This is a genomic window from Empedobacter sp. GD03861 (genome assembly GCF_029840885.1).
GTDB lineage: Bacteria > Bacteroidota > Bacteroidia > Flavobacteriales > Weeksellaceae > Empedobacter > Empedobacter falsenii_B.
On the sequence record NZ_JAOCDJ010000012.1, the window covers coordinates 1 to 18,329 of the forward strand.

An 18,329-nucleotide genomic window follows, 5' to 3' on the forward strand; every position below is an offset into this window, starting at 1 on the left:
ATGTGTAATTATATACAAATTCATATGATTGACATAAAGAGATAATTGGTATTAATAATAATATATATAATAGCTTTTTCATGGTATCGATAAATGTAGATAACTAAATAATATTTATTTAATTATCTACATAATTTATTAGATTATTACTTTAATTTGCAGGTGGAATAGATTCTATTAATTTTTCCATTTCACATAGCTTTTTATCTGCTTCATTTATTGCTGCTAAATCCCAAGTTGCGTCTTTATCTTTGCAAGCCATTATATAACCTCCACATTCTGTACTTGATTTAAATAAATCACATTCTTTTTCTACAACTGTAGTAGTGTTAGTTTCATTTGCCATTGCAAAAGTTCCGATAAGTGCAAAAGCACTTGTTAATAACATTTTTTTCATTTTTTAAGTAATTTAGTTTTTTAATAATCAATCATAGTTTGCAACCTACAATTGCCTCATTAACGTTAATTACATCAATAATAATAATAATAATAATAATAAATGAATAAAACAAATCGTTTTGTAAGTTAAGTAATTAAAAACAAATAGAATATGTTAAATTCTTACTCCAATTCAATAGGGTTATAAGGCATTCCACCCAAATTGGTTATAGGTTTCTTATTTTCGTCAAGAGCATATCCTTTTAACCTTTCAGCTGCATTTTCATGATAATCTTTTTCGGCTTTATAGAATTCTGTTTTTTTAACCTCTATAGGTGTTTTTTCACCTTGTGCTAAATAGATTTGTTTAGGTTTTTGGTTGATAGCGTTTGCTGTAAAATGATAATGTTCTTTATCATCATAAATTTCTAAAATAAGACCAGGCAAACCATAAAATTTATACGGACCAGCATTCATTGGGATTTCGTCTGTGTACCAAGCCGTCCATTTTCTACCACCGTAGTTTACAGTCGCTTTTTTTGCAGTATAATTCAATATTTGTTTGATGTCATTCAGTAGTTTCCAATCCAATTTTGGTAACGTTTCTTTATAAAAAAATGAATCGTGATAAATTTTATCTGCAAAAGTCAATTGATCTTTTTCTTTATCGATAATAATTTGATATCTAAAGGCAGATTTGAAACGTTGAGCCATACTAATATTAATATCATTTGCATTAACTGTTCCCAAATGACTATGTTTTTCGTCTATAGAATCTGATCCAATTCTATTGTAATCGACGAATTTATTGTAACGTTTACCAATTTGTAGAAGTGCTAAACCAGCTTTCGCTTTTTCCGGGTTTTTTATATTACGAACAACTTTGTAATCGTAAGTTATATTGTAATCAGATAACTCGAAATTTGTTTGGGAGTAATTAGAAGAATTGAATGTCGCGTCAGTTTTTATTTGTGGCTGTGCATATACAATGCAACCAATAAAAATGATAAAATAGTATAGTAATTTCATTATAAGGTTGTTAATTATGATGAAATTACTATAAATATTTTTATTCTACAAATATAGTATTAATTTATTTTTAAATTATTTACCACGTCAACCAACTTTTTAGTTAAGTTTTTACGGTTGAATTGTTGAACTTCGTCTTCGTTTGTTTCAAATTTTTGAAGAGGATTTCTTAACCATTGGTTATAAATAGAAAGGATGAAAGATTTTATTTCAGTAACATCTTGATGGCTAAAATAATCGCCAGCTTTCGTTTTATGCAGTATTTTTTGAACATCAGCATCTGCTGGACCAACTGCTAAAATAGGATTTCCAGTCGCCATATATTCAAATAACTTTCCAGGAATAATTCCTTTAGATGCAACATTATCAAAGTTGGTCAAAATCAAAACATTTGCTGTATTAATAGCGTTCAATGACTCTTGATGTGAAACGTAACCATGTGCAACCAAGTTTTTCTCTAAACCTGCATCAATCACTGTTTGTTTGACGTCATCAGCCAAAGAACCATAAAAATCAAGTTTAAAATCTTCTCGAAACGATTGATTTTCGTTGCTAATTTCGGCTAAAGCTTTCCACAAAGCAATTGGATTTCGAAGCATTTCCAAACCTCCAGAATACGTCAAATGAAAGTGATTTCTATCTTTTTCTGTTTGTTGTTTTACTTCTTCAAAACCATTTGTAATTACTTCTACATGTTTTGCACCAATCTTCTTGAAATTTTCTCCATCAGCATAACTTGTTGCTAAAACAACATCTGCTTTTTGCATCACTTCACGTTCCAAATCTTTGTGTTTTTTTGCAGCCCAAAAAGTTAATTTCAATTCTTTGTGATAACTAATTTGAGTCCATGGATCACGAAAATCTGCCAACCATTTGAGATTTGGTAATTGTTTTTTCAGCTTCAAGCCAATTAAATGAAGACTATGAGGCGGACCAGAAGTTACAATCGTATCGATATTTTCTTTTTGTAAAAAGTTTTTTAAATATTCAGCAGAAGGATTTACCCAAAACTTACGTGCATCTGGAATAAAGAAATTCCCTCTTACAAAAACCGACAACTTCGACATAAAAGATTGATTTTCTTTTTTCTCGAAATGTCCACCTTTATAAGCTTTATTCTTTGGATTCAGTTTTTCTGCTAACTGATAAGGTTCCCAAATTTTATTCTTGATGATTTTAACTTTTGGATTAATGTCCTTGGCTAAAGTTTCATCGAGAATTGGATAAGAAGGATTTTCTGGAATATAAACATAGGTTTCATATCCAAATTCAGGAAGATATTTTGTGAATTTCAACCATCTTTGAACACCAGGACCTCCCGCAGGAGGCCAGTAATAGGTGATGATTAATATTTTTTTCATTCCAAAATTAAGCCTTTTCAGCGACTAAGTTTAAATTCTCTTTTGTAGAACATTTTTTATATCCCAAATAAATACCTCCAGCCACAACGATTAAAAGTAAAATATTCGAAACAATCACAATCATATTTCCAGTAGAAATAACTTGTGGTTTAAATTCCATCACGATTGTGTGATTTCCTTTCTGTACAGGAACTGCACGCAAAACATAATTCGCTTTTTCGATCGGAACTTCTTTTCCATCAACGGTTGCAGTCCATCCATGTGGGTAATAAACTTCTGAGAAAACAGCAATTTGATCTGCGTTAGAAGAAGATTTATACGTCATTTTCATCGGTGAATAATCAACCAATTCAATTTTCGCATTAGTATCTGCCGAAACATTCATGTTTTTATTCTCAACCAAATCTTTACGTAAAATTACAGTGTTATTAATTGGTGTAGAATTTATCGCTAAGATTTCATCATTTGCATTTTCTGTCCATTTGATATTTGAAGCCAACCACGCACTTCCAAAAGCTGTAGGATTTTGCTGTACTTGGGGTTCCGTTGGACTTCCATGAATAATGTATTTCGTATTCATCATATTCAATACATTAATCAAACCTGTTTCATCTTTGATTCCGTATTTTTTCAATTGTGGATCTTGAGAAAAATAGATATCCACAACATCTTGGTATTTCCCTAATTTCGCTGCATGATAACCACCAATCGAAGGAACAAAATATGAAGTTCCAGCTTCGTTAAATGTACTCAAAACCGTATTGTAAACACGGAAATGTGATTTATCTTGTTTTGATATGTTCGATAATAAATTATTCAACGGAACTTTGTAAGCAATTTGTGCTACATTATTGTTGTTCTGAGCTTCGGTTTGTAAACGAGGCGACATTTCCGTTGGGAAAGGATTATCAACAATGTATTTAGATACAAAATTATCTTCGTTCAAATATCTTTTATTCACCGTAAATCCATCAATAAAAGCCAATGCACCAATCGCTAAAATGACGATAATTGGTTTTTTGATAAACTTGAATAAATAAGCCAACAACAAAGCCATTGTGAACAAAACAAAAATCAATGTGCGAACTGTATCCGCTTTAAACATTGCAATTCTATCTTGAATTAATGCTTCATCTAATCGTTTTATCAATCCATCCCAAAGTCCGATTGCATTTGGATTTGCTTGCTGAATTTGTCCGATTAATTGTTCAGTCATTAATTTTTCATTCTCTGATGTAAATGGAAAAATCATTCCACCGAATAAGAAGAATATAATTAAAATTCCAACTGTAGAACCACCAGCTATATAAAGTACTTTCTTTTTGAATTCATCTGATTCGTCAGAATTAAAGAAATAATATAAAGTCAAAATTGCTAAGAAAGGCATTGTAAATTCGGCAATTACCAAGATTGATGATACAGCGCGAAACTTATCATACATCGGGAAATAATCAATAAATAAGTTCGTAACGAATGGTAAATTTTTACCCCATGCCAAAATGAAACTTAGAATCGTTGCTCCAACTAACCATTTTTTATAGGTCGCGTATTTTCCACGTACCATAAACATTCCGATAATAAACAAGAAAACGACTACAGCTCCCTGATAAGCTGGACCAGAAGTTCCTGGCTGATCTCCCCAATATGCACTTCTCGGTTGACTTGCCACAGCTTGAAAAACTTGCTGATTGAACTCGTCTTCACCAAGACTATATTGAGTATTTTGTAATTCTGATGTATAATTCTTTAAATCTTCTGGATTCGTTTGCGAACCACCCCCCATCAAATTTGGAATAAAAAGATTTAATGTTTCTAATTTTCCATAACTCCATTGTGTGATATAATCGTGATCTAATCCGTTCGAATTCTTTTTCAACAAGGTCATCTCAGATTTCCCACGAGTCGTTTCTTTACTATATTCGTAAGTTGACAATAATCGATTTGCATTCAATCCTGCTGCAATAATTACAGCGACAACTACTAATGCAGATGATTTTAAGAAATCTGGTAATTCTTTTTTCTTTAAACTATCAATAAATTGAACAATTGCAAAAACCAACAACGCTAAAAACAAATAGAACGTCATTTGAATGTGATTGGCTTGTAATTGCAATCCCATAAACAAGGTTGTGAGTACAAAACCTGCAATGTATTTTTTGCGATACAATAGAAGAATTCCAGCAACCAAAGGCGCGAAATACCCAATTGTATGTAGCTTTCCGTTATGTCCGGCTGCAATTAATTCGAAATAATACGAACCAAATGCAAAGAAAATTGCACCGACTAAAGCATATTGCCACTTTTTGAAAAGCGTTAAGCCAAGAATAAAAAATCCTGTAAACAACAAGAAAATGTAATCTGCTGGACGCGGTAAAAATCTGAATGCGCCATCAATGGTTTTGATGATATCAAAACTATATTTCGCACCAGTTTGATAGGTTGGCATTCCACCAAACATCGCATCAGACCAATAGACATTTTCTCCTGTTTTGTCTTGATACGTCAACATTTCTTGCGCACTACCCTTGTAGTTGATAATATCAGGCTGAATAACAGATTTTCCCGATAAAACTGGTGAACAATACACCAATGCAATCACTGCAAAAAGCAGCAATGAGATAAGAACGTAGAGTAAATTCTTTTTATTTTTCATCCTTTTTTTCTTCGATTATTTCGTAATCCACCGTTTCGGCGTCTATATTATATTTCGGTTTGTCGAAAGATGTGTTTGGTTTCGATTCGTTGTACGAATCATTTGAGTTTTGGCTCTGATTATAAGCATTTCTTTGCTGATTAATTGCTTCTTGAAAAACCTTTTTCACTGCAAATACTTTTCTTAAAAATCTAAAAATCGTTAAGAAAATAATACTTAAAATTATAATCCAAATAATTGTTTTCATTTTAGTTAACTGTTGTGACAGTTGTAACCGACTCAGTCATCGTTTGTTTTTGACCTTGCGCTTCTACTGTACGTTTTAATGTTTCCTTTTTCGTTAAATTAACTTTGTTGATCCAACCAGATTTTGTATCCAACAAAATTTTTCCATCTACATTCGCACTACTATTCGCAGACATTGTAACACCTTGCTGCGACTCATTACCTTTCAAACTTTGCGTTCCATTTACAGTAATTGTCGTATTTGCAGGCTCAACACTTGCTAAAGTTCTCTTCATCGAAATATTTCCTTTCATTGGACCTTGATCAATTTTTTGACTATCGCTCCAAGATTCTTTAAGCGCTAAAGTTTTGTTAGGAAAAATATTCATCGTTTCTTCAAATTGAGAAGAAATTGCTTGTTTGTTTAATGAATTATCGATAATCTGTGTAAAGAATTTAAATTCTTCTGCACTTACTTGAGTTTTTACAGAATTTAAAATTGATTTTTTAATTTCATCTAATCCATCAACGCTTACAACTTTTCCTTTCTGATCAACTTTCATTGTATACGTTTTTCCTGTCATCGCTTTGTAAATCGACCAAGAAACCGCAATATCTTTGTTCGCTGGTTTCGCAGCATTTGTGTCATACGAAATTGATTTTCCCGAAGGATCTGTCATTTTCTCGCTATATTGTTTAGATTTCACTTCTAATGTATACACACCATCTTTGAAATCTTTTACCGTATAATCAATTTGTTTTTTACTTTCGCTTGACATTTTTTGAGATTGTTTCCCATCCGAAGCCGTGTGAGTTGTTTTGATTCCCAACGTCATTGGATAAGTCTTTCCTATCTCCAAATTGTATTTGTAAGCATATTTGTCATCTGCACCTTTTGTTATTGCTACAACTTCTGGTTCAGCAAGCGTTTCAGCAACATTCAAAGAATCTGTTGTTTCCGTTTTGGCAACTGTATCACCTTTTTCATTCACAATTAATTCTTTTCCGTCTTTATCTTTTCCTACGACTTTATCATCTTTTTTACATGAAACAACTGCCATTGCGACAGCCATCATGAATAGTAATTTTTTCATATCAATTTTATGTTTGATAGTTGGTTTATTGCCAAAATCAATCCAAAAATAAGGATTTTAGTTGATTTTTTAACATTAAGATTTTAAAACAATCATATCTAGAAAATTAGATGATTGAAAAGAATTTATTGTCAATCTAGAAAATTATAAAGTATTACAAATTGTCATAATTAATAAATACAAAAAAAGCCTCCCAAATTGGGAGGCTTTTACTATATAATCGAATAGATTATGCTTCTTCTGTACTTTCAGTTTCAGCAGCTGGTGCAGCTTCTTCTGTTTTAGTACTTTTTTTACTACGACGTGTAGTTGCTTTTTTCTCTACTTTCGCGTTAGTGTAGATATCATTGAAATCTACTAACTCGATCATTGCAGTATCAGCACCGTCACCTAAACGGAATCCAGTTTTGATGATACGAGTGTATCCTCCTGGGCGATTTGCAATTTTAGGAGCTACAGTTCTGAATAATTCAGTTACAGCTTCTTTATCTTGTAAGTATGAAAATACAACGCGACGGTTGTTAGTATCGTCTGTTTTAGACTTTGTCAATAAAGGCTCAACATATGTTTGTAATGCTTTAGCCTTTGCTACTGTTGTGTTAATTCTCTTGTGAGTAATCAACGCTATAGCTAAATTAGATAATAAAGCTCTTCTATGAGAGGCAGTTCTACCTAAATGGTTAAATTTTTTTCCGTGTCTCATTTTTTAATAAAATTATTCTACGTCTAACTTATATTTTACGATGTCCATTCCAAAGTTAAGACCTTTGCTGTCCACCAATTCTTCTAACTCTGTAAGAGATTTCTTACCAAAGTTTCTGAATTTCATTAAGTCAGACTTAGCGAAAGAAACTAATTCGCCTAATGTTTCAACTTCAGCTGCTTTTAAACAATTTAATGCTCTTACTGATAAATCCATATCTACCAATTTTGTTTTCAATAATTGGCGCATATGTAATGCTTCTTCATCATAAGTTTCACCAGATGCAACTTCTTCCGCTTCTAATGTAATTCTCTCATCTGAGAATAACATAAAGTGGTGAATTAAGATTTTAGCTGCTTCAGTTAAAGCATCTTGAGGTGTTATAGAACCATCTGTTGTAATTTCAAAAACTAATTTTTCGTAGTCAGTTTTTTGTTCTACACGATAGTTTTCAATTGCGTATTTTACATTCTTAATTGGAGTGTAAATTGAGTCAATTGCTATAGTACCGATTGGCGCAGAAGCCTTTTTATTCTCATCAGCTGGTACGTATCCTCTACCTTTTTCGATTGTAAATGTAATTGTTACGTTTACTTTAGCGTCTAAGTTAGCGATAACTAATTCAGGGTTTAAAACTTGGAATCCAGAAATAAATTTCCCTAAATCACCTGCTGTTAATTGATCTTGCCCTGAGATAGTAGCAGTTACAGTTTCAGCATCTGATTCATCAATTTGTTTCTTAAAACGAACCTTTTTCAGATTTAAAATGATCTCTGTAACATCTTCCACTACTCCTGGAATAGTTGAAAATTCGTGCTCAACTCCTTCAATTTTGATTGAAGTGATCGCATATCCTTCTAATGAAGAAAGTAACACTCTACGTAGAGCATTTCCAACTGTAATCCCGTATCCTGGCTCTAATGGACGGAACTCGAATTGTCCGAATTTAGAGTCAGACTCTACTAAGATTACTTTGTCAGGTTTGATGAAATTTAAAATAGTCATTTTATTAGTCTGATTTTAAGGTTTATTTAGAATATAACTCGACGATTAATTGCTCTTTAATATCTTCTGGAATTTGAACTCTTTCTGGAGCTTTTGTGAAAGTTCCTGATTTTTGTTCGTCGTTCCAAATTAACCAATCGTACTCGCTACGTGCGTGTAAAGAGTTTGTGATTGCAGTTAAAGATTTAGATTTTTCTCTAACAGCGATTACATCACCAGCTTTTAATTGGTAAGAAGGGATGTTCACGATTTCTCCGTTTACAGTTACGTGTTTGTGAGATACTAATTGACGTGCAGCACTACGTGAGTTTGCGATACCTAAACGGTAAACTACGTTATCTAAACGAGATTCACATAATTGTAATAATACTTCACCTGTAATTCCTTTAGAAGCATTTGCTTTTTTGTATAAGTTAGCAAATTGACGCTCTAAAATACCGTAAGTATATTTTGCTTTTTGTTTTTCAGTTAACTGAATAGCGTATTCTGATTTTTTAGCTCTTCTTTTGTTAGGTCCGTGTTGCCCTGGAGGATATTTCTTTTTCTCAAAAGATTTATCGTCACCGAAAATTGGTTGTCCAAATTTTCTTGCAATTTTAGTTTTTGGTCCTGTATATCTTGCCATGATTTGTTACTATTAAATATATTAAATAATTAAATTGAGAAAAATGATTATACTCTTCTCTTTTTAGGTGGACGACATCCATTGTGTGGTAATGGAGTAACATCAACGATTTCAGAAACCTCGATACCACCGTTATGAATTGTTCTAATAGCAGATTCACGACCTTGACCTGGTCCTTTCACGAATACTTTTACTCTTCTTAATCCTGCTTCGTATGCAACTGTTGTTGCATCTTGAGCAGCTACTTGAGCAGCGTAAGGAGTGTTCTTTTTAGATCCACGGAATCCCATTTTACCTGCTGAAGACCAAGAGATAACTTCACCGTTTTTGTTTGTTAAAGTAACGATAACGTTGTTAAACGATGCTTGAATATGAGCTTGTCCAGTAGCTTCAATAACTACTTTTCTTTTCTTTACTACTTTCTGATTTTTTGCCATGATCCTATTTATTATTTAGTGGCTTTTTTCTTGTTAGCAACTGTTTTCTTTTTACCTTTTCTTGTACGTGAGTTATTTTTTGTTCTTTGACCACGTAATGGTAAACCTAATCTGTGACGAATACCTCTTTGACATCCGATATCCATTAAACGTTTGATGTTTAATTGGATTTCTGATCTTAATTCACCTTCTACTTTGAAAGTTTCATTGATCGATGCACGGATTGCGTTGATTTCTTCATCAGTCCATTCGCTAACTTTTGTATCTTCTGAAATGTTATTTTCAGATAAGATTTTAGAAGCACTGCTTCTTCCGATCCCGTAAATGTATGTAAGTCCGATTACCCCTCTTTTGTTTTTAGGTAAATCTACACCTGAAATTCTTGCCATAATTCTAAATAATTAACCTTGTCTTTGTTTAAACTTAGGATTCTTTTTGTTGATCACATACAAACGTCCTTTACGACGCACAATTTTACAGTCAGCACTTCTCTTTTTAATGGATGCTCTAATTTTCATCTTTGTAAATTTATTTATAATCCGATAGAGTTAACGTATCTACATTAACTCTACCACCAGTCGTTATTATTTCTTTTAGTATCTGTAAGATATTCTACCTTTCGTTAAATCGTAAGGAGACATCTCTATTTTAACTCTATCACCTGGTAATAATTTGATATAGTGCATACGCATTTTACCAGATATGTTACATGTTACAACATGTCCATTTTCTAATTCGACACGGAACATTGCATTTGATAATGCTTCTGTAATCGTACCGTCTTGTTCAATATGTTTTTGTTTAGCCATAAATCTTTTTAATAAAATCTTATTAGATATCTCTTGAAGTTCTACCTGAAGACATTAAACCATCGTAACGGTGATTTAATAAATATGTATTAATTTGTTGTACAGTATCTAAGATAACTCCCACCATAATTAACATTGATGTACCTCCAAAGAACATTGCTAAGCTCTGTTCTACACCTAATAATTTTACAATCGCTGGCAAAACAGCAAGCAAAGTTAGTAAAATTGCTCCAGGTAACGTAATTTTTGATAAAATTTCGTCTAAAAAATTTGCAGTTTCTTTTCCAGGACGGATTCCAGGGATGATTCCTCCGTTACGTTTAAGATCTTCTGCCATTTGGTTTACTGGGATTGTGATCGCAGTATAGAAATAGGTGAAGATAATAATTAGTAATCCGAAGATCAAATTGTATTCCCACGTAAATGGATCTGCCATTTTCGCGAAGAATGCTTTTACTGGACTTCCTTCATCTAGGAAATAGTTTGCCAATGTTCCTGGTAAAAACATAATTGCTTGTGCGAAGATAATAGGCATTACACCTGCTGCATTTACTTTAAGTGGAATATATGAACGTACAGAGTCTGTAACTGATCTCATATATGAACTACTTGAAGTTTGCGCTCTTCTTACATATTGTACTGGTACTTTACGCACCGCTGCAACAATCATAATACACATTGCAATAACTAGGATTAACCCTAACATTTCTATCAAGAAGAAAATACCGTTTGAAGGGTCTACTTCAAATGCATTAAATATTGCTTTTGGTAAGTCGGCTAGGATACCAACCATAATTAAGATTGAAATACCATTACCTATACCTTTGTCAGTAATTTTTTCACCCATCCACATGGCAAAGATTGTCCCTGTAATCAAAATGATTGTTGAAGGGAACCAGAACCAAAAGTTGGTTGGAGGAATTACATAGATAGCATATGAAGAAGTTGGATCGTAAGGTAAAATTTGAGAAGTTACCAATGTAAGGTATGCTGGTGCTTGCACCAAACAAATCCCGATTGTCAACCATCTCGTAATTTGATTTACTTTGTTACGTCCGCTTTCTCCTTCTTTTTGTAGTTTTTGGATGTAAGGTACTGCTAATCCCATCAATTGTACAACAATCGAAGCAGAGATATAAGGCATAATTCCTAACGCAAATACGGAAGCTCTCTTAAAAGAACCTCCGGTAAAAGAGTTTAATAATCCTAAAATTCCTGAATTTGCATTTTCTTGGTCTGCAACAAAACGATTAACCTCGTTAATATCGACACCTGGAAGTGGAATATGAGAACCGAATCTATAAACCAACAATAGAAGGATAGTTACAAGTAACTTATCCTTCAATTCTTTTATGCTCCAGATATTTTTTATGGTCTGTATAAACCCTTTCATCTATAAAATATATTCTTAAGCGTTAACTAATTCTACTTTACCTCCTGCTTTCTCAATAGCCTCTTGAGCTGTTTGAGTGAATTTATCAGCAGTAACATTAACAGTAGCTTTTAACTCACCACGACCTAAGATTTTAACTAAGTCATTTTTGTGAGCTAATCCTAACTGAACTAATGTTTCTTTATTTAAAGTATCTGTAATTTTGTTGTTATCAACTAATTGTTGAATTGTATCTAAATTGATTCCTGTGTACTCAACTCTGTTGATGTTTTTGAAACCAAATTTAGGTAAACGTCTTTGTAAAGGCATTTGTCCACCTTCGAAACCGATTTTTCTTGAATAACCAGAACGAGATTTAGCACCTTTGTGTCCACGACCTGCTGTCAAACCGTTTCCACTACCTTCACCTCTACCTTTACGGAATTTATTTTGTACTGAACCAGCAGCTGGTTTTAAATTACTTAAATTCATTTTTAATAATTTTTAAAAGGTTAAAAGCGATTAAGCTCTTTCTACTACTACTAAGTGTGAGATTTTACGGATCATTCCTTCAATTTGAGGAGTTGATTCGTGCTCAACAACTTGATTCAACTTTTTTAAACCTAAAGCAACTAATGTAGCTTTTTGAGATTTATCACGGTTGATTGCACTACGTGTTTGTTTAACTCTTACTTTGCTCATTTTACTTTTTTTTAACCGTTGAATACTTTAGTTACAGAAATACCTCTTTGGCGTGCAATAGTTTCTACAGAACGTAAGCTTAATAAAGCACGGAAAGTAGCTTTTACTGCATTGTGAGGGTTAGAAGAACCTTTAGATTTTGACAATACATCATGTACACCAACTGACTCTAATACCGCACGTACTGTACCACCTGCAATTACCCCTGTACCTTTTGATGCTGGACGGATGAATACTTGCGCACCACCGAAACGAGCTTCTTGTTCGTGAGGAATTGTGTTGTTAAATAATGGAACACGTACTAAGTTTTTCTTAGCATCTTCGATTGCTTTAGCGATTGCAGAAGCTACATCTTTAGATTTCCCTAAACCGTAACCTACAACACCATTACCATCTCCTACTACAACAATAGCAGAGAATCCGAATGCTCTACCTCCTTTTGTTACTTTAGTAACACGTTGTACTCCAACTAAACGATCTTTTAAATCTAATCCTGTTGGTTTTACTCTTTCTACGTTTTTAAATCCTAACATAATTTCTTTCTCTTTTTTAGAATTTTAATCCACCTTCTCTAGCTCCTTCAGCTAAAGCTTTGATTCTACCATGATACACGAAACCGTTACGGTCAAAAACTACAGTTTCAATTCCTTTTGCGATAGCTTTTGCAGCTAAAGCTTTACCAACAGATGTAGATACTTCAGTTTTTGTACCTTCAGCAACACCTTTTTCACGAGATGATGCAGAAGCTAAAGTTACTCCATTGTTATCGTCAATAATTTGAGCGTAAATTTCTTTGTTAGAACGGTAAACTGATAAACGAGGTTTAGTTTCTGTTCCAAAAATATTTCGACGCACGCGTCTTTTTATTTTTTGTCTTTTTTCTACTTTAGATAATGCCATTTTTCAATGATTTTTATGCAGATTTACCTGCTTTTCTTCTAATAATTTCTCCTACGAATTTAATTCCTTTTCCTTTGTAAGGCTCTGGCTTACGGTAAGAACGAATTTTCGCTACGATCATTCCTAATAATTGATTATCATGAGATGATAATGTAATAATTGGGTTTTTACCTTTTTCTGTTAAAGTTTCAACTTTAATTTCTGTAGGTAATTCAATAACGATATTGTGAGAGAAACCTAATGACAAATCTAATTTTTGTCCGTTGTTAGATGCTCTATAACCAACACCAACTAATTCTAATTGTTTTTTGAAACCTTCTGTTACACCAGTAATCATGTTATTGATTAATGAACGGTATAAACCATGTAAAGCTTTGTTATCTTTAGAATCGTTTGGACGAACTACAGTTAAAACTCCGTCTTCGATCGTTACATCAAATCCTTCTTTTAACTCTCTTGTCATTGTAATGTTGCTACCTTTTACAGTAACTACGTTATCTTTAAATTCAACAGTTGCTGCAGCAGGGATGTTGATATGTGCGTGTCCTATTCTTGACATAATTTCTTAATTTTTTAAAAGATTAATAAACAAAACATAAAACTTCACCACCTACATTCTCTTGACGAGCTTGTTTGTCTGTCATCACACCTTTAGAAGTTGAGATGATAGCAACACCTAAACCGTTTAATACACGAGGTAATTCTTTAGATCCTGCGTATTGACGTAAACCTGGAGTTGAAGCTCTTTTGATTTTACGGATAGCTGGCTCTTTCGTAACTTTGTCGTACTTTAAAGCGATTTTGATTGTTCCTTGAGGTTGATCTTGTCCTTCGAATTTGTAGTTCAAGATGTAACCTTGTTCAAATAAGATCTTAGTGATCTCTTTTTTAATTTTAGATGCAGGGATTTCCACTACTTTGTGTCCTGCCATCATTGCATTTCTAACGCGAGTTAGAAAATCTGAAATTGGATCTGTATACATAAATAATTCTATAGTATAGCGCGTAAGCACTACTTTTAAAATTAAACTTTTACCAAAATGCACTATGCATTTGGGTTGCAAATATATTGCATATTTTTTAATTACAAACTATTAATCTAAATAATTTATTTTTAATCGTTTTATAACTAGGAATTAAGATAAAACATGAAACTCAATCTTTATATTTATTTATCATTTTAATCGATCTCAACAATTAATTCTTGATGTAATCTTCTATTTTTATTCTTAAAAAATAGCTGAAAGTCAAAACAATTTATATAAATTTGATTTGGCTTTAGGGGTATTCTGAAAAGAATTGAGAGAGTCCCTTTGAACCTGATACGGTTAACACCGACGTAGGGAAAAGCAATATCTATGCAATTATTTAATATTTGCAACGCTTTATTTTCAAAGAAAATCCTCTTTAGCCATTAATTGTTTCATCTAAAAAATTATCAATTAATGGAAAATCTAATTATTCAAAATTTACATGCTGTCCGGACAAAAAATCCGCTTGTTCACAACATCACCAATTTTGTGGTGATGAACAATACTGCAAATGCTCTTTTGGCAATTGGAGCATCGCCTGTTATGATACATGCACACAAAGAAGTGGAAAATATCGTCAAAATCTCAAATGCATTAGTCATCAATATCGGAACTCTTGATGATTATTGGGCAGAAAGCATGCTAATTGCAGCAAAAAAAGCAGATCAACTGAATAAACCTTGGGTATTAGACCCTGTTGGAGCTGGAATTTCAACTTTCAGAAATGAACTTATAAAAGAACTGCTTCGCTATCATCCTACTGTCATAAGAGGAAATGCTTCAGAAATTTTAACTTTAGATACCTTCGAAGCTGTTCAGGGAAAAGGAGTCGACAGTACACATCAAAGTAATCAAGCGATAAAAGCAGCACACAATTTAAACCAGAAAATTGGATCTGTTGTTTGCATTTCAGGTGCTTCAGATTTTATTGTATCCAACAATCCGATAATTGAAATTAAAAATGGTCATGAATTGATGACTAAAGTTACTGGTTTAGGTTGTTCAGCAACAGCTAGCATCGGTGCTTTTATTGGCCTTAATAAAAATCCTTTCCTCGAAACGGTTAGCGGCATGGCCATATTTAGTTTAGCAGGTGAATTGGCACAGAAAAAAAGTAATGGCCCAGGAACCTTACAAATGAATTTGTATGACACGTTATACCATATATCTGCAGAAGAAATTCAAACAAATTTGAAAATCTCAGTTTATGAAGATTAATCCAACTTTTCCTTATCCTTTGTATTTAGTTATTTCTGAAAAAGATTGTACGCATCTTCATTGGTTAGATGTTGCAGAGCAAGCAATTATAGGTGGGGTTGATATCATTCAGCTTCGGGAAAAAAATTGCACTGTCAGCGAGTATATTTCAAAAGCTACAATATTAAAAAAAATTACGGACCACTACAATATCCCTTTGATTATTAACGATTCATTAGAAGTCGCAACCGCTGTTAACCCTTGGGGAATACATGTCGGGCAGTCAGATATATTACCTTCTGAAATTCACAAAAATGCACAAGCTCTAAAAAATATTGGTTGGTCTTTAGAAATTATCAAACAGTTGAATGATGATGAAATGAAATATGTACATCATTTAGGGGTAAGTCCAATATTTTCGACTCCAACAAAAACCAATACGATTACTGAATGGGGTTTTGAAGGATTAAAATTTTTGAAAACTAAAACATCAAAACCATTGATTGCAATTGGCGGAATTAATGAAAGTAATATTGCTAAAATCATACAAGCCGGTGCAGATAGTGTTGCAATTGTTTCTGCAATTTGCGGAAGCAAAAATCCAAAAAAATCTGCCCAAATTTTAAAACAAATTATTAACGAAAATGAATACCATCCAAAAAGCATATAGTGTCTTAACAATTGCCGGATTTGACGGAAGCGGTGGCGCTGGCATACAAGCTGATACCAAAACAATTTCCGCTCATGGCTGTTATGCAACAAATGTATTGACAGCCTTGCCTGTTCAAAATACACAAGGCGTACAAAATATTTACGAAATTCCTGCACAAGCAATTCGTGAACAAATTCAATCCATATTAGAGGATATTTATCCTGATGCAATAAAAATTGGAATGGTTCATAGTGTTGAATTGGTTCATATCATTTCAGAGGAATTAAAAAATTACAATAGACCGATTGTTTATGACCCTGTCATGGTTGCGACAAGTGGACATCGGTTAATCAAAGAAGAAACACTTGAAGCTTGCATAGAAAAGCTTTTTCCTTTGGCCACGCTTATCACGCCAAATCTTGATGAAGCAAGTATTTTGGTAAATCATAAAATTGATTCTGCTGAATTGATGCTTTCTTATGGAGAAACGATTTTAAATTTAGGTTGTCAGAATCTTTTATTAAAAGGCGGACATCTTCAGCAAGAAAAAATTATCAGTTATTTATTTCAAAAAGAACAACCTGTACAAAGTTATACCTCTCAAAAAATAGAGACAAAAAATACGCATGGTTCAGGCTGCACACTATCTTCTGCAATTGCGTGTAATTTAGCTTTGGGGGTTTCACTCACACAAAGTGTACAACTAGCACAAGAATATGTTGAACAAGCAATATTAGGAAGTAAAGACCTAACAATTGGAAAAGGAAATGGACCTCTTAATCATTTATTTAATCCACAAAAATTAAAAACCTATGACATTCACAACTAAAGCTTGGGAAACCATCGCGCCTATTTACAATGATATTCTAAATATGCCTTTTATAATTGAATTGCAAAATGGGTCATTACCAATAGAGAAATTTCAGTTTTACATGTTACAAGATGCAAAATATTTGGAACATTTTGGGCGAGTATTAGCTGCCATTGGATCAAAATCTGAAGACAATCAACAAGCCATTGACTTTTTCGAATTCGGAAAAAATGCATTAATTGTTGAACGTGCTTTACACGAATCCTATTTTGAGGATTTTGGATTATCGCAAAACATCATCATCGAAACACAACCTGTTTGTCACCATTATTCACATTTCTTAAAAAGTACAGCTGCATTCGAACCTATTGAAATTGCATTAGCTGCTGTTTTGCCTTGCTTTTGGATTTATAAAGAAGTTGGTGATGAAATCATCAAAAATCAAACAAAAGAAAATAATCCATATCAAAAATGGATTGAGACCTATAGTGGAGATGAATTTGGTGAAGGTGTAAAAAAAGCGAAAAGTTATGTTGATAAGATTGCAGAAGGAGCAACTGAAAAAATAAAAGAACAAATGCTAGAAGCTTTTGTCAAAGCAAGCGAATTAGAATTTCAGTTTTGGAATGCATCTTATGAAAATATCACATGGGAAAGAAAATAAATGCCATCTTTTTTGATTTTGATGGGGTAATCGTAAATAGTCAACAATTATGGGAGCTGATGTTTGATGAAGTCATTAAAATATATCGGTTGGATACGATATGTTTGGTAGAAAATGACGGAATGAATTTCACAACAAATGAAGCAATCCAATTGATGTTAGAAAATCAGCAACGCTTTACAAATCATTTGTACGAGGAAATAATCGATTGGACAGAAAAATTTTATGTCGAAAACTTTCATCAGTTTGTACAATTAAATGACCACGTTGCTGAGATGTTGGAACATTTAAAAGCCAATCAAATTCAAATTGTTCTTGTTTCCAATTCCTCTAGAAGACAAATTAAGTATGCTTTTCAACAATTAAAACTTCATTCCTATTTTGATCACACTATTTCAGCAGATGATGTTTCAAAAGGCAAACCAAATGCAGAACCTTATTTAAAAGCTTTATCATTATGCGAAAAGCAAAAGGAAGAAGTTTTAGTTATCGAAGATTCACTCACCGGAATTAATTCAGCAAAACATGCTGGTTTAAATTATAAAATTTACAACAATTCAGATTTTTGTCTTCAGCCAAATTACATAGCTGATTTTAGGGAATTGATCAAAGAAATATAAACCTTACAAAAACAAAAAAATCCTTACTCAATAAAGAGTAAGGATTTAATATTTCTAAAGC

General features: G+C 32.8%; 25 protein-coding genes and 1 riboswitch. Of the genes, 5 read left to right on the forward strand and 20 right to left on the reverse strand.

Annotation, left to right across the window (positions count from 1 at the left end):
* Positions 1-151: 151 nt before the first annotated feature.
* The 20 genes from N5D03_RS07910 to rpsH all read right to left on the reverse strand — a co-directional run bounded on the left by N5D03_RS07910 (position 152) and on the right by rpsH (position 14,276).
* Positions 152-388: a hypothetical protein gene (locus N5D03_RS07910; RefSeq protein WP_280051333.1), complete on the reverse strand. Its 237-nt coding sequence runs from the start codon at positions 386-388 to the stop codon at positions 152-154.
* A gap of 173 nt (positions 389-561) precedes the next feature.
* Positions 562-1,407 (reverse strand): GLPGLI family protein, encoded by an 846-nt coding sequence (locus N5D03_RS07915; protein ID WP_280051335.1) that lies wholly within the window; start codon positions 1,405-1,407, stop codon positions 562-564.
* Between the two features lie 59 nt (positions 1,408-1,466).
* Positions 1,467-2,768 carry a glycosyl transferase family 1 gene (locus N5D03_RS07920; RefSeq protein ID WP_280051336.1) on the reverse strand — a complete coding sequence of 434 codons (1,302 nt, stop codon included), beginning with the start codon at positions 2,766-2,768 and terminating at the stop codon, positions 1,467-1,469.
* A gap of 7 nt (positions 2,769-2,775) precedes the next feature.
* Positions 2,776-5,421, reverse strand: coding sequence for a YfhO family protein (locus N5D03_RS07925; protein ID WP_280051337.1), 2,646 nt, complete (start codon positions 5,419-5,421; stop codon positions 2,776-2,778).
* Positions 5,411-5,668, reverse strand: coding sequence for a hypothetical protein (locus N5D03_RS07930; protein WP_125349691.1), 258 nt, complete (start codon positions 5,666-5,668; stop codon positions 5,411-5,413). The genes N5D03_RS07925 and N5D03_RS07930 overlap by 11 nt, the downstream gene beginning before the upstream one ends.
* A gap of 1 nt (position 5,669) precedes the next feature.
* Positions 5,670-6,740 (reverse strand): DUF6263 family protein, encoded by a 1,071-nt coding sequence (locus tag N5D03_RS07935; RefSeq protein WP_260509516.1) that lies wholly within the window; start codon positions 6,738-6,740, stop codon positions 5,670-5,672.
* 229 nt (positions 6,741-6,969) lie between these two features.
* Positions 6,970-7,443: a 50S ribosomal protein L17 gene (rplQ, locus tag N5D03_RS07940; protein ID WP_038335555.1), complete on the reverse strand. Its 474-nt coding sequence runs from the start codon at positions 7,441-7,443 to the stop codon at positions 6,970-6,972.
* Between the two features lie 12 nt (positions 7,444-7,455).
* Positions 7,456-8,448, reverse strand: a complete 993-nt coding sequence (locus tag N5D03_RS07945; protein ID WP_038335552.1) for a DNA-directed RNA polymerase subunit alpha — start codon at positions 8,446-8,448, stop codon at positions 7,456-7,458.
* A gap of 22 nt (positions 8,449-8,470) precedes the next feature.
* Complete coding sequence (rpsD, locus tag N5D03_RS07950; protein ID WP_114999018.1) at positions 8,471-9,073, reverse strand: 30S ribosomal protein S4; 603 nt, start codon at positions 9,071-9,073, stop codon at positions 8,471-8,473.
* Positions 9,074-9,120: 47 nt separating this feature from the next.
* Positions 9,121-9,510: a 30S ribosomal protein S11 gene (gene rpsK / locus N5D03_RS07955; RefSeq protein WP_019974178.1), complete on the reverse strand. Its 390-nt coding sequence runs from the start codon at positions 9,508-9,510 to the stop codon at positions 9,121-9,123.
* Between the two features lie 11 nt (positions 9,511-9,521).
* On the reverse strand, positions 9,522-9,899 hold the full coding sequence (rpsM, locus tag N5D03_RS07960) for a 30S ribosomal protein S13 (RefSeq protein ID WP_125349692.1): 378 nt from the start codon (positions 9,897-9,899) through the stop codon (positions 9,522-9,524).
* 12 nt (positions 9,900-9,911) lie between these two features.
* A complete protein-coding gene (gene ykgO / locus N5D03_RS07965; protein ID WP_013598490.1) occupies positions 9,912-10,028 on the reverse strand; it encodes a type B 50S ribosomal protein L36 in 117 nt (38 codons plus the stop codon).
* Positions 10,029-10,103: 75 nt separating this feature from the next.
* Positions 10,104-10,319 carry a translation initiation factor IF-1 gene (infA, locus tag N5D03_RS07970; protein WP_019974180.1) on the reverse strand — a complete coding sequence of 72 codons (216 nt, stop codon included), beginning with the start codon at positions 10,317-10,319 and terminating at the stop codon, positions 10,104-10,106.
* A gap of 22 nt (positions 10,320-10,341) precedes the next feature.
* Positions 10,342-11,712, reverse strand: a complete 1,371-nt coding sequence (gene secY / locus N5D03_RS07975; RefSeq protein WP_125349693.1) for a preprotein translocase subunit SecY — start codon at positions 11,710-11,712, stop codon at positions 10,342-10,344.
* Between the two features lie 15 nt (positions 11,713-11,727).
* Complete coding sequence (rplO, locus tag N5D03_RS07980; RefSeq protein ID WP_038335541.1) at positions 11,728-12,183, reverse strand: 50S ribosomal protein L15; 456 nt, start codon at positions 12,181-12,183, stop codon at positions 11,728-11,730.
* 30 nt (positions 12,184-12,213) lie between these two features.
* On the reverse strand, positions 12,214-12,393 hold the full coding sequence (gene rpmD / locus N5D03_RS07985; RefSeq protein ID WP_038335538.1) for a 50S ribosomal protein L30: 180 nt from the start codon (positions 12,391-12,393) through the stop codon (positions 12,214-12,216).
* A gap of 11 nt (positions 12,394-12,404) precedes the next feature.
* Entirely contained in the window at positions 12,405-12,926 is a 522-nt protein-coding gene (rpsE, locus tag N5D03_RS07990; RefSeq protein ID WP_038335536.1) for a 30S ribosomal protein S5, read from the reverse strand.
* A 16-nt stretch (positions 12,927-12,942) separates the two neighbouring features.
* Positions 12,943-13,293, reverse strand: a complete 351-nt coding sequence (gene rplR / locus N5D03_RS07995; RefSeq protein WP_038335534.1) for a 50S ribosomal protein L18 — start codon at positions 13,291-13,293, stop codon at positions 12,943-12,945.
* 13 nt (positions 13,294-13,306) lie between these two features.
* Positions 13,307-13,852, reverse strand: a complete 546-nt coding sequence (gene rplF, locus N5D03_RS08000; RefSeq protein ID WP_038335531.1) for a 50S ribosomal protein L6 — start codon at positions 13,850-13,852, stop codon at positions 13,307-13,309.
* Between the two features lie 22 nt (positions 13,853-13,874).
* The gene (gene rpsH / locus N5D03_RS08005; RefSeq protein ID WP_019974187.1) at positions 13,875-14,276 is read right to left on the reverse strand and encodes a 30S ribosomal protein S8; all 402 of its coding nucleotides are present in this window, start codon (positions 14,274-14,276) and stop codon (positions 13,875-13,877) included.
* 287 nt (positions 14,277-14,563) lie between these two features.
* Positions 14,564-14,656: riboswitch (TPP riboswitch) on the forward strand.
* Between the two features lie 82 nt (positions 14,657-14,738).
* Here rpsH and thiM point away from each other — a divergent pair.
* From thiM to N5D03_RS08030, 5 genes are read left to right on the forward strand one after another with little or no spacing between them, the layout of a single operon-like run.
* Positions 14,739-15,542 (forward strand): hydroxyethylthiazole kinase, encoded by an 804-nt coding sequence (thiM, locus tag N5D03_RS08010; RefSeq protein WP_038335529.1) that lies wholly within the window; start codon positions 14,739-14,741, stop codon positions 15,540-15,542.
* Positions 15,532-16,191: a thiamine phosphate synthase gene (thiE, locus tag N5D03_RS08015; protein ID WP_038335526.1), complete on the forward strand. Its 660-nt coding sequence runs from the start codon at positions 15,532-15,534 to the stop codon at positions 16,189-16,191. Before thiM ends, thiE begins: the two co-directional genes overlap by 11 nt.
* Entirely contained in the window at positions 16,166-17,002 is an 837-nt protein-coding gene (thiD, locus tag N5D03_RS08020; protein ID WP_038335524.1) for a bifunctional hydroxymethylpyrimidine kinase/phosphomethylpyrimidine kinase, read from the forward strand. The genes thiE and thiD overlap by 26 nt, the downstream gene beginning before the upstream one ends.
* The gene (tenA, locus tag N5D03_RS08025) at positions 16,986-17,648 is read left to right on the forward strand and encodes a thiaminase II (protein WP_038335522.1); all 663 of its coding nucleotides are present in this window, start codon (positions 16,986-16,988) and stop codon (positions 17,646-17,648) included. Before thiD ends, tenA begins: the two co-directional genes overlap by 17 nt.
* Positions 17,633-18,268: an HAD family phosphatase gene (locus N5D03_RS08030; protein WP_280049171.1), complete on the forward strand. Its 636-nt coding sequence runs from the start codon at positions 17,633-17,635 to the stop codon at positions 18,266-18,268. The genes tenA and N5D03_RS08030 overlap by 16 nt, the downstream gene beginning before the upstream one ends.
* The last annotated feature ends 61 nt before the right edge of the window (positions 18,269-18,329 follow it).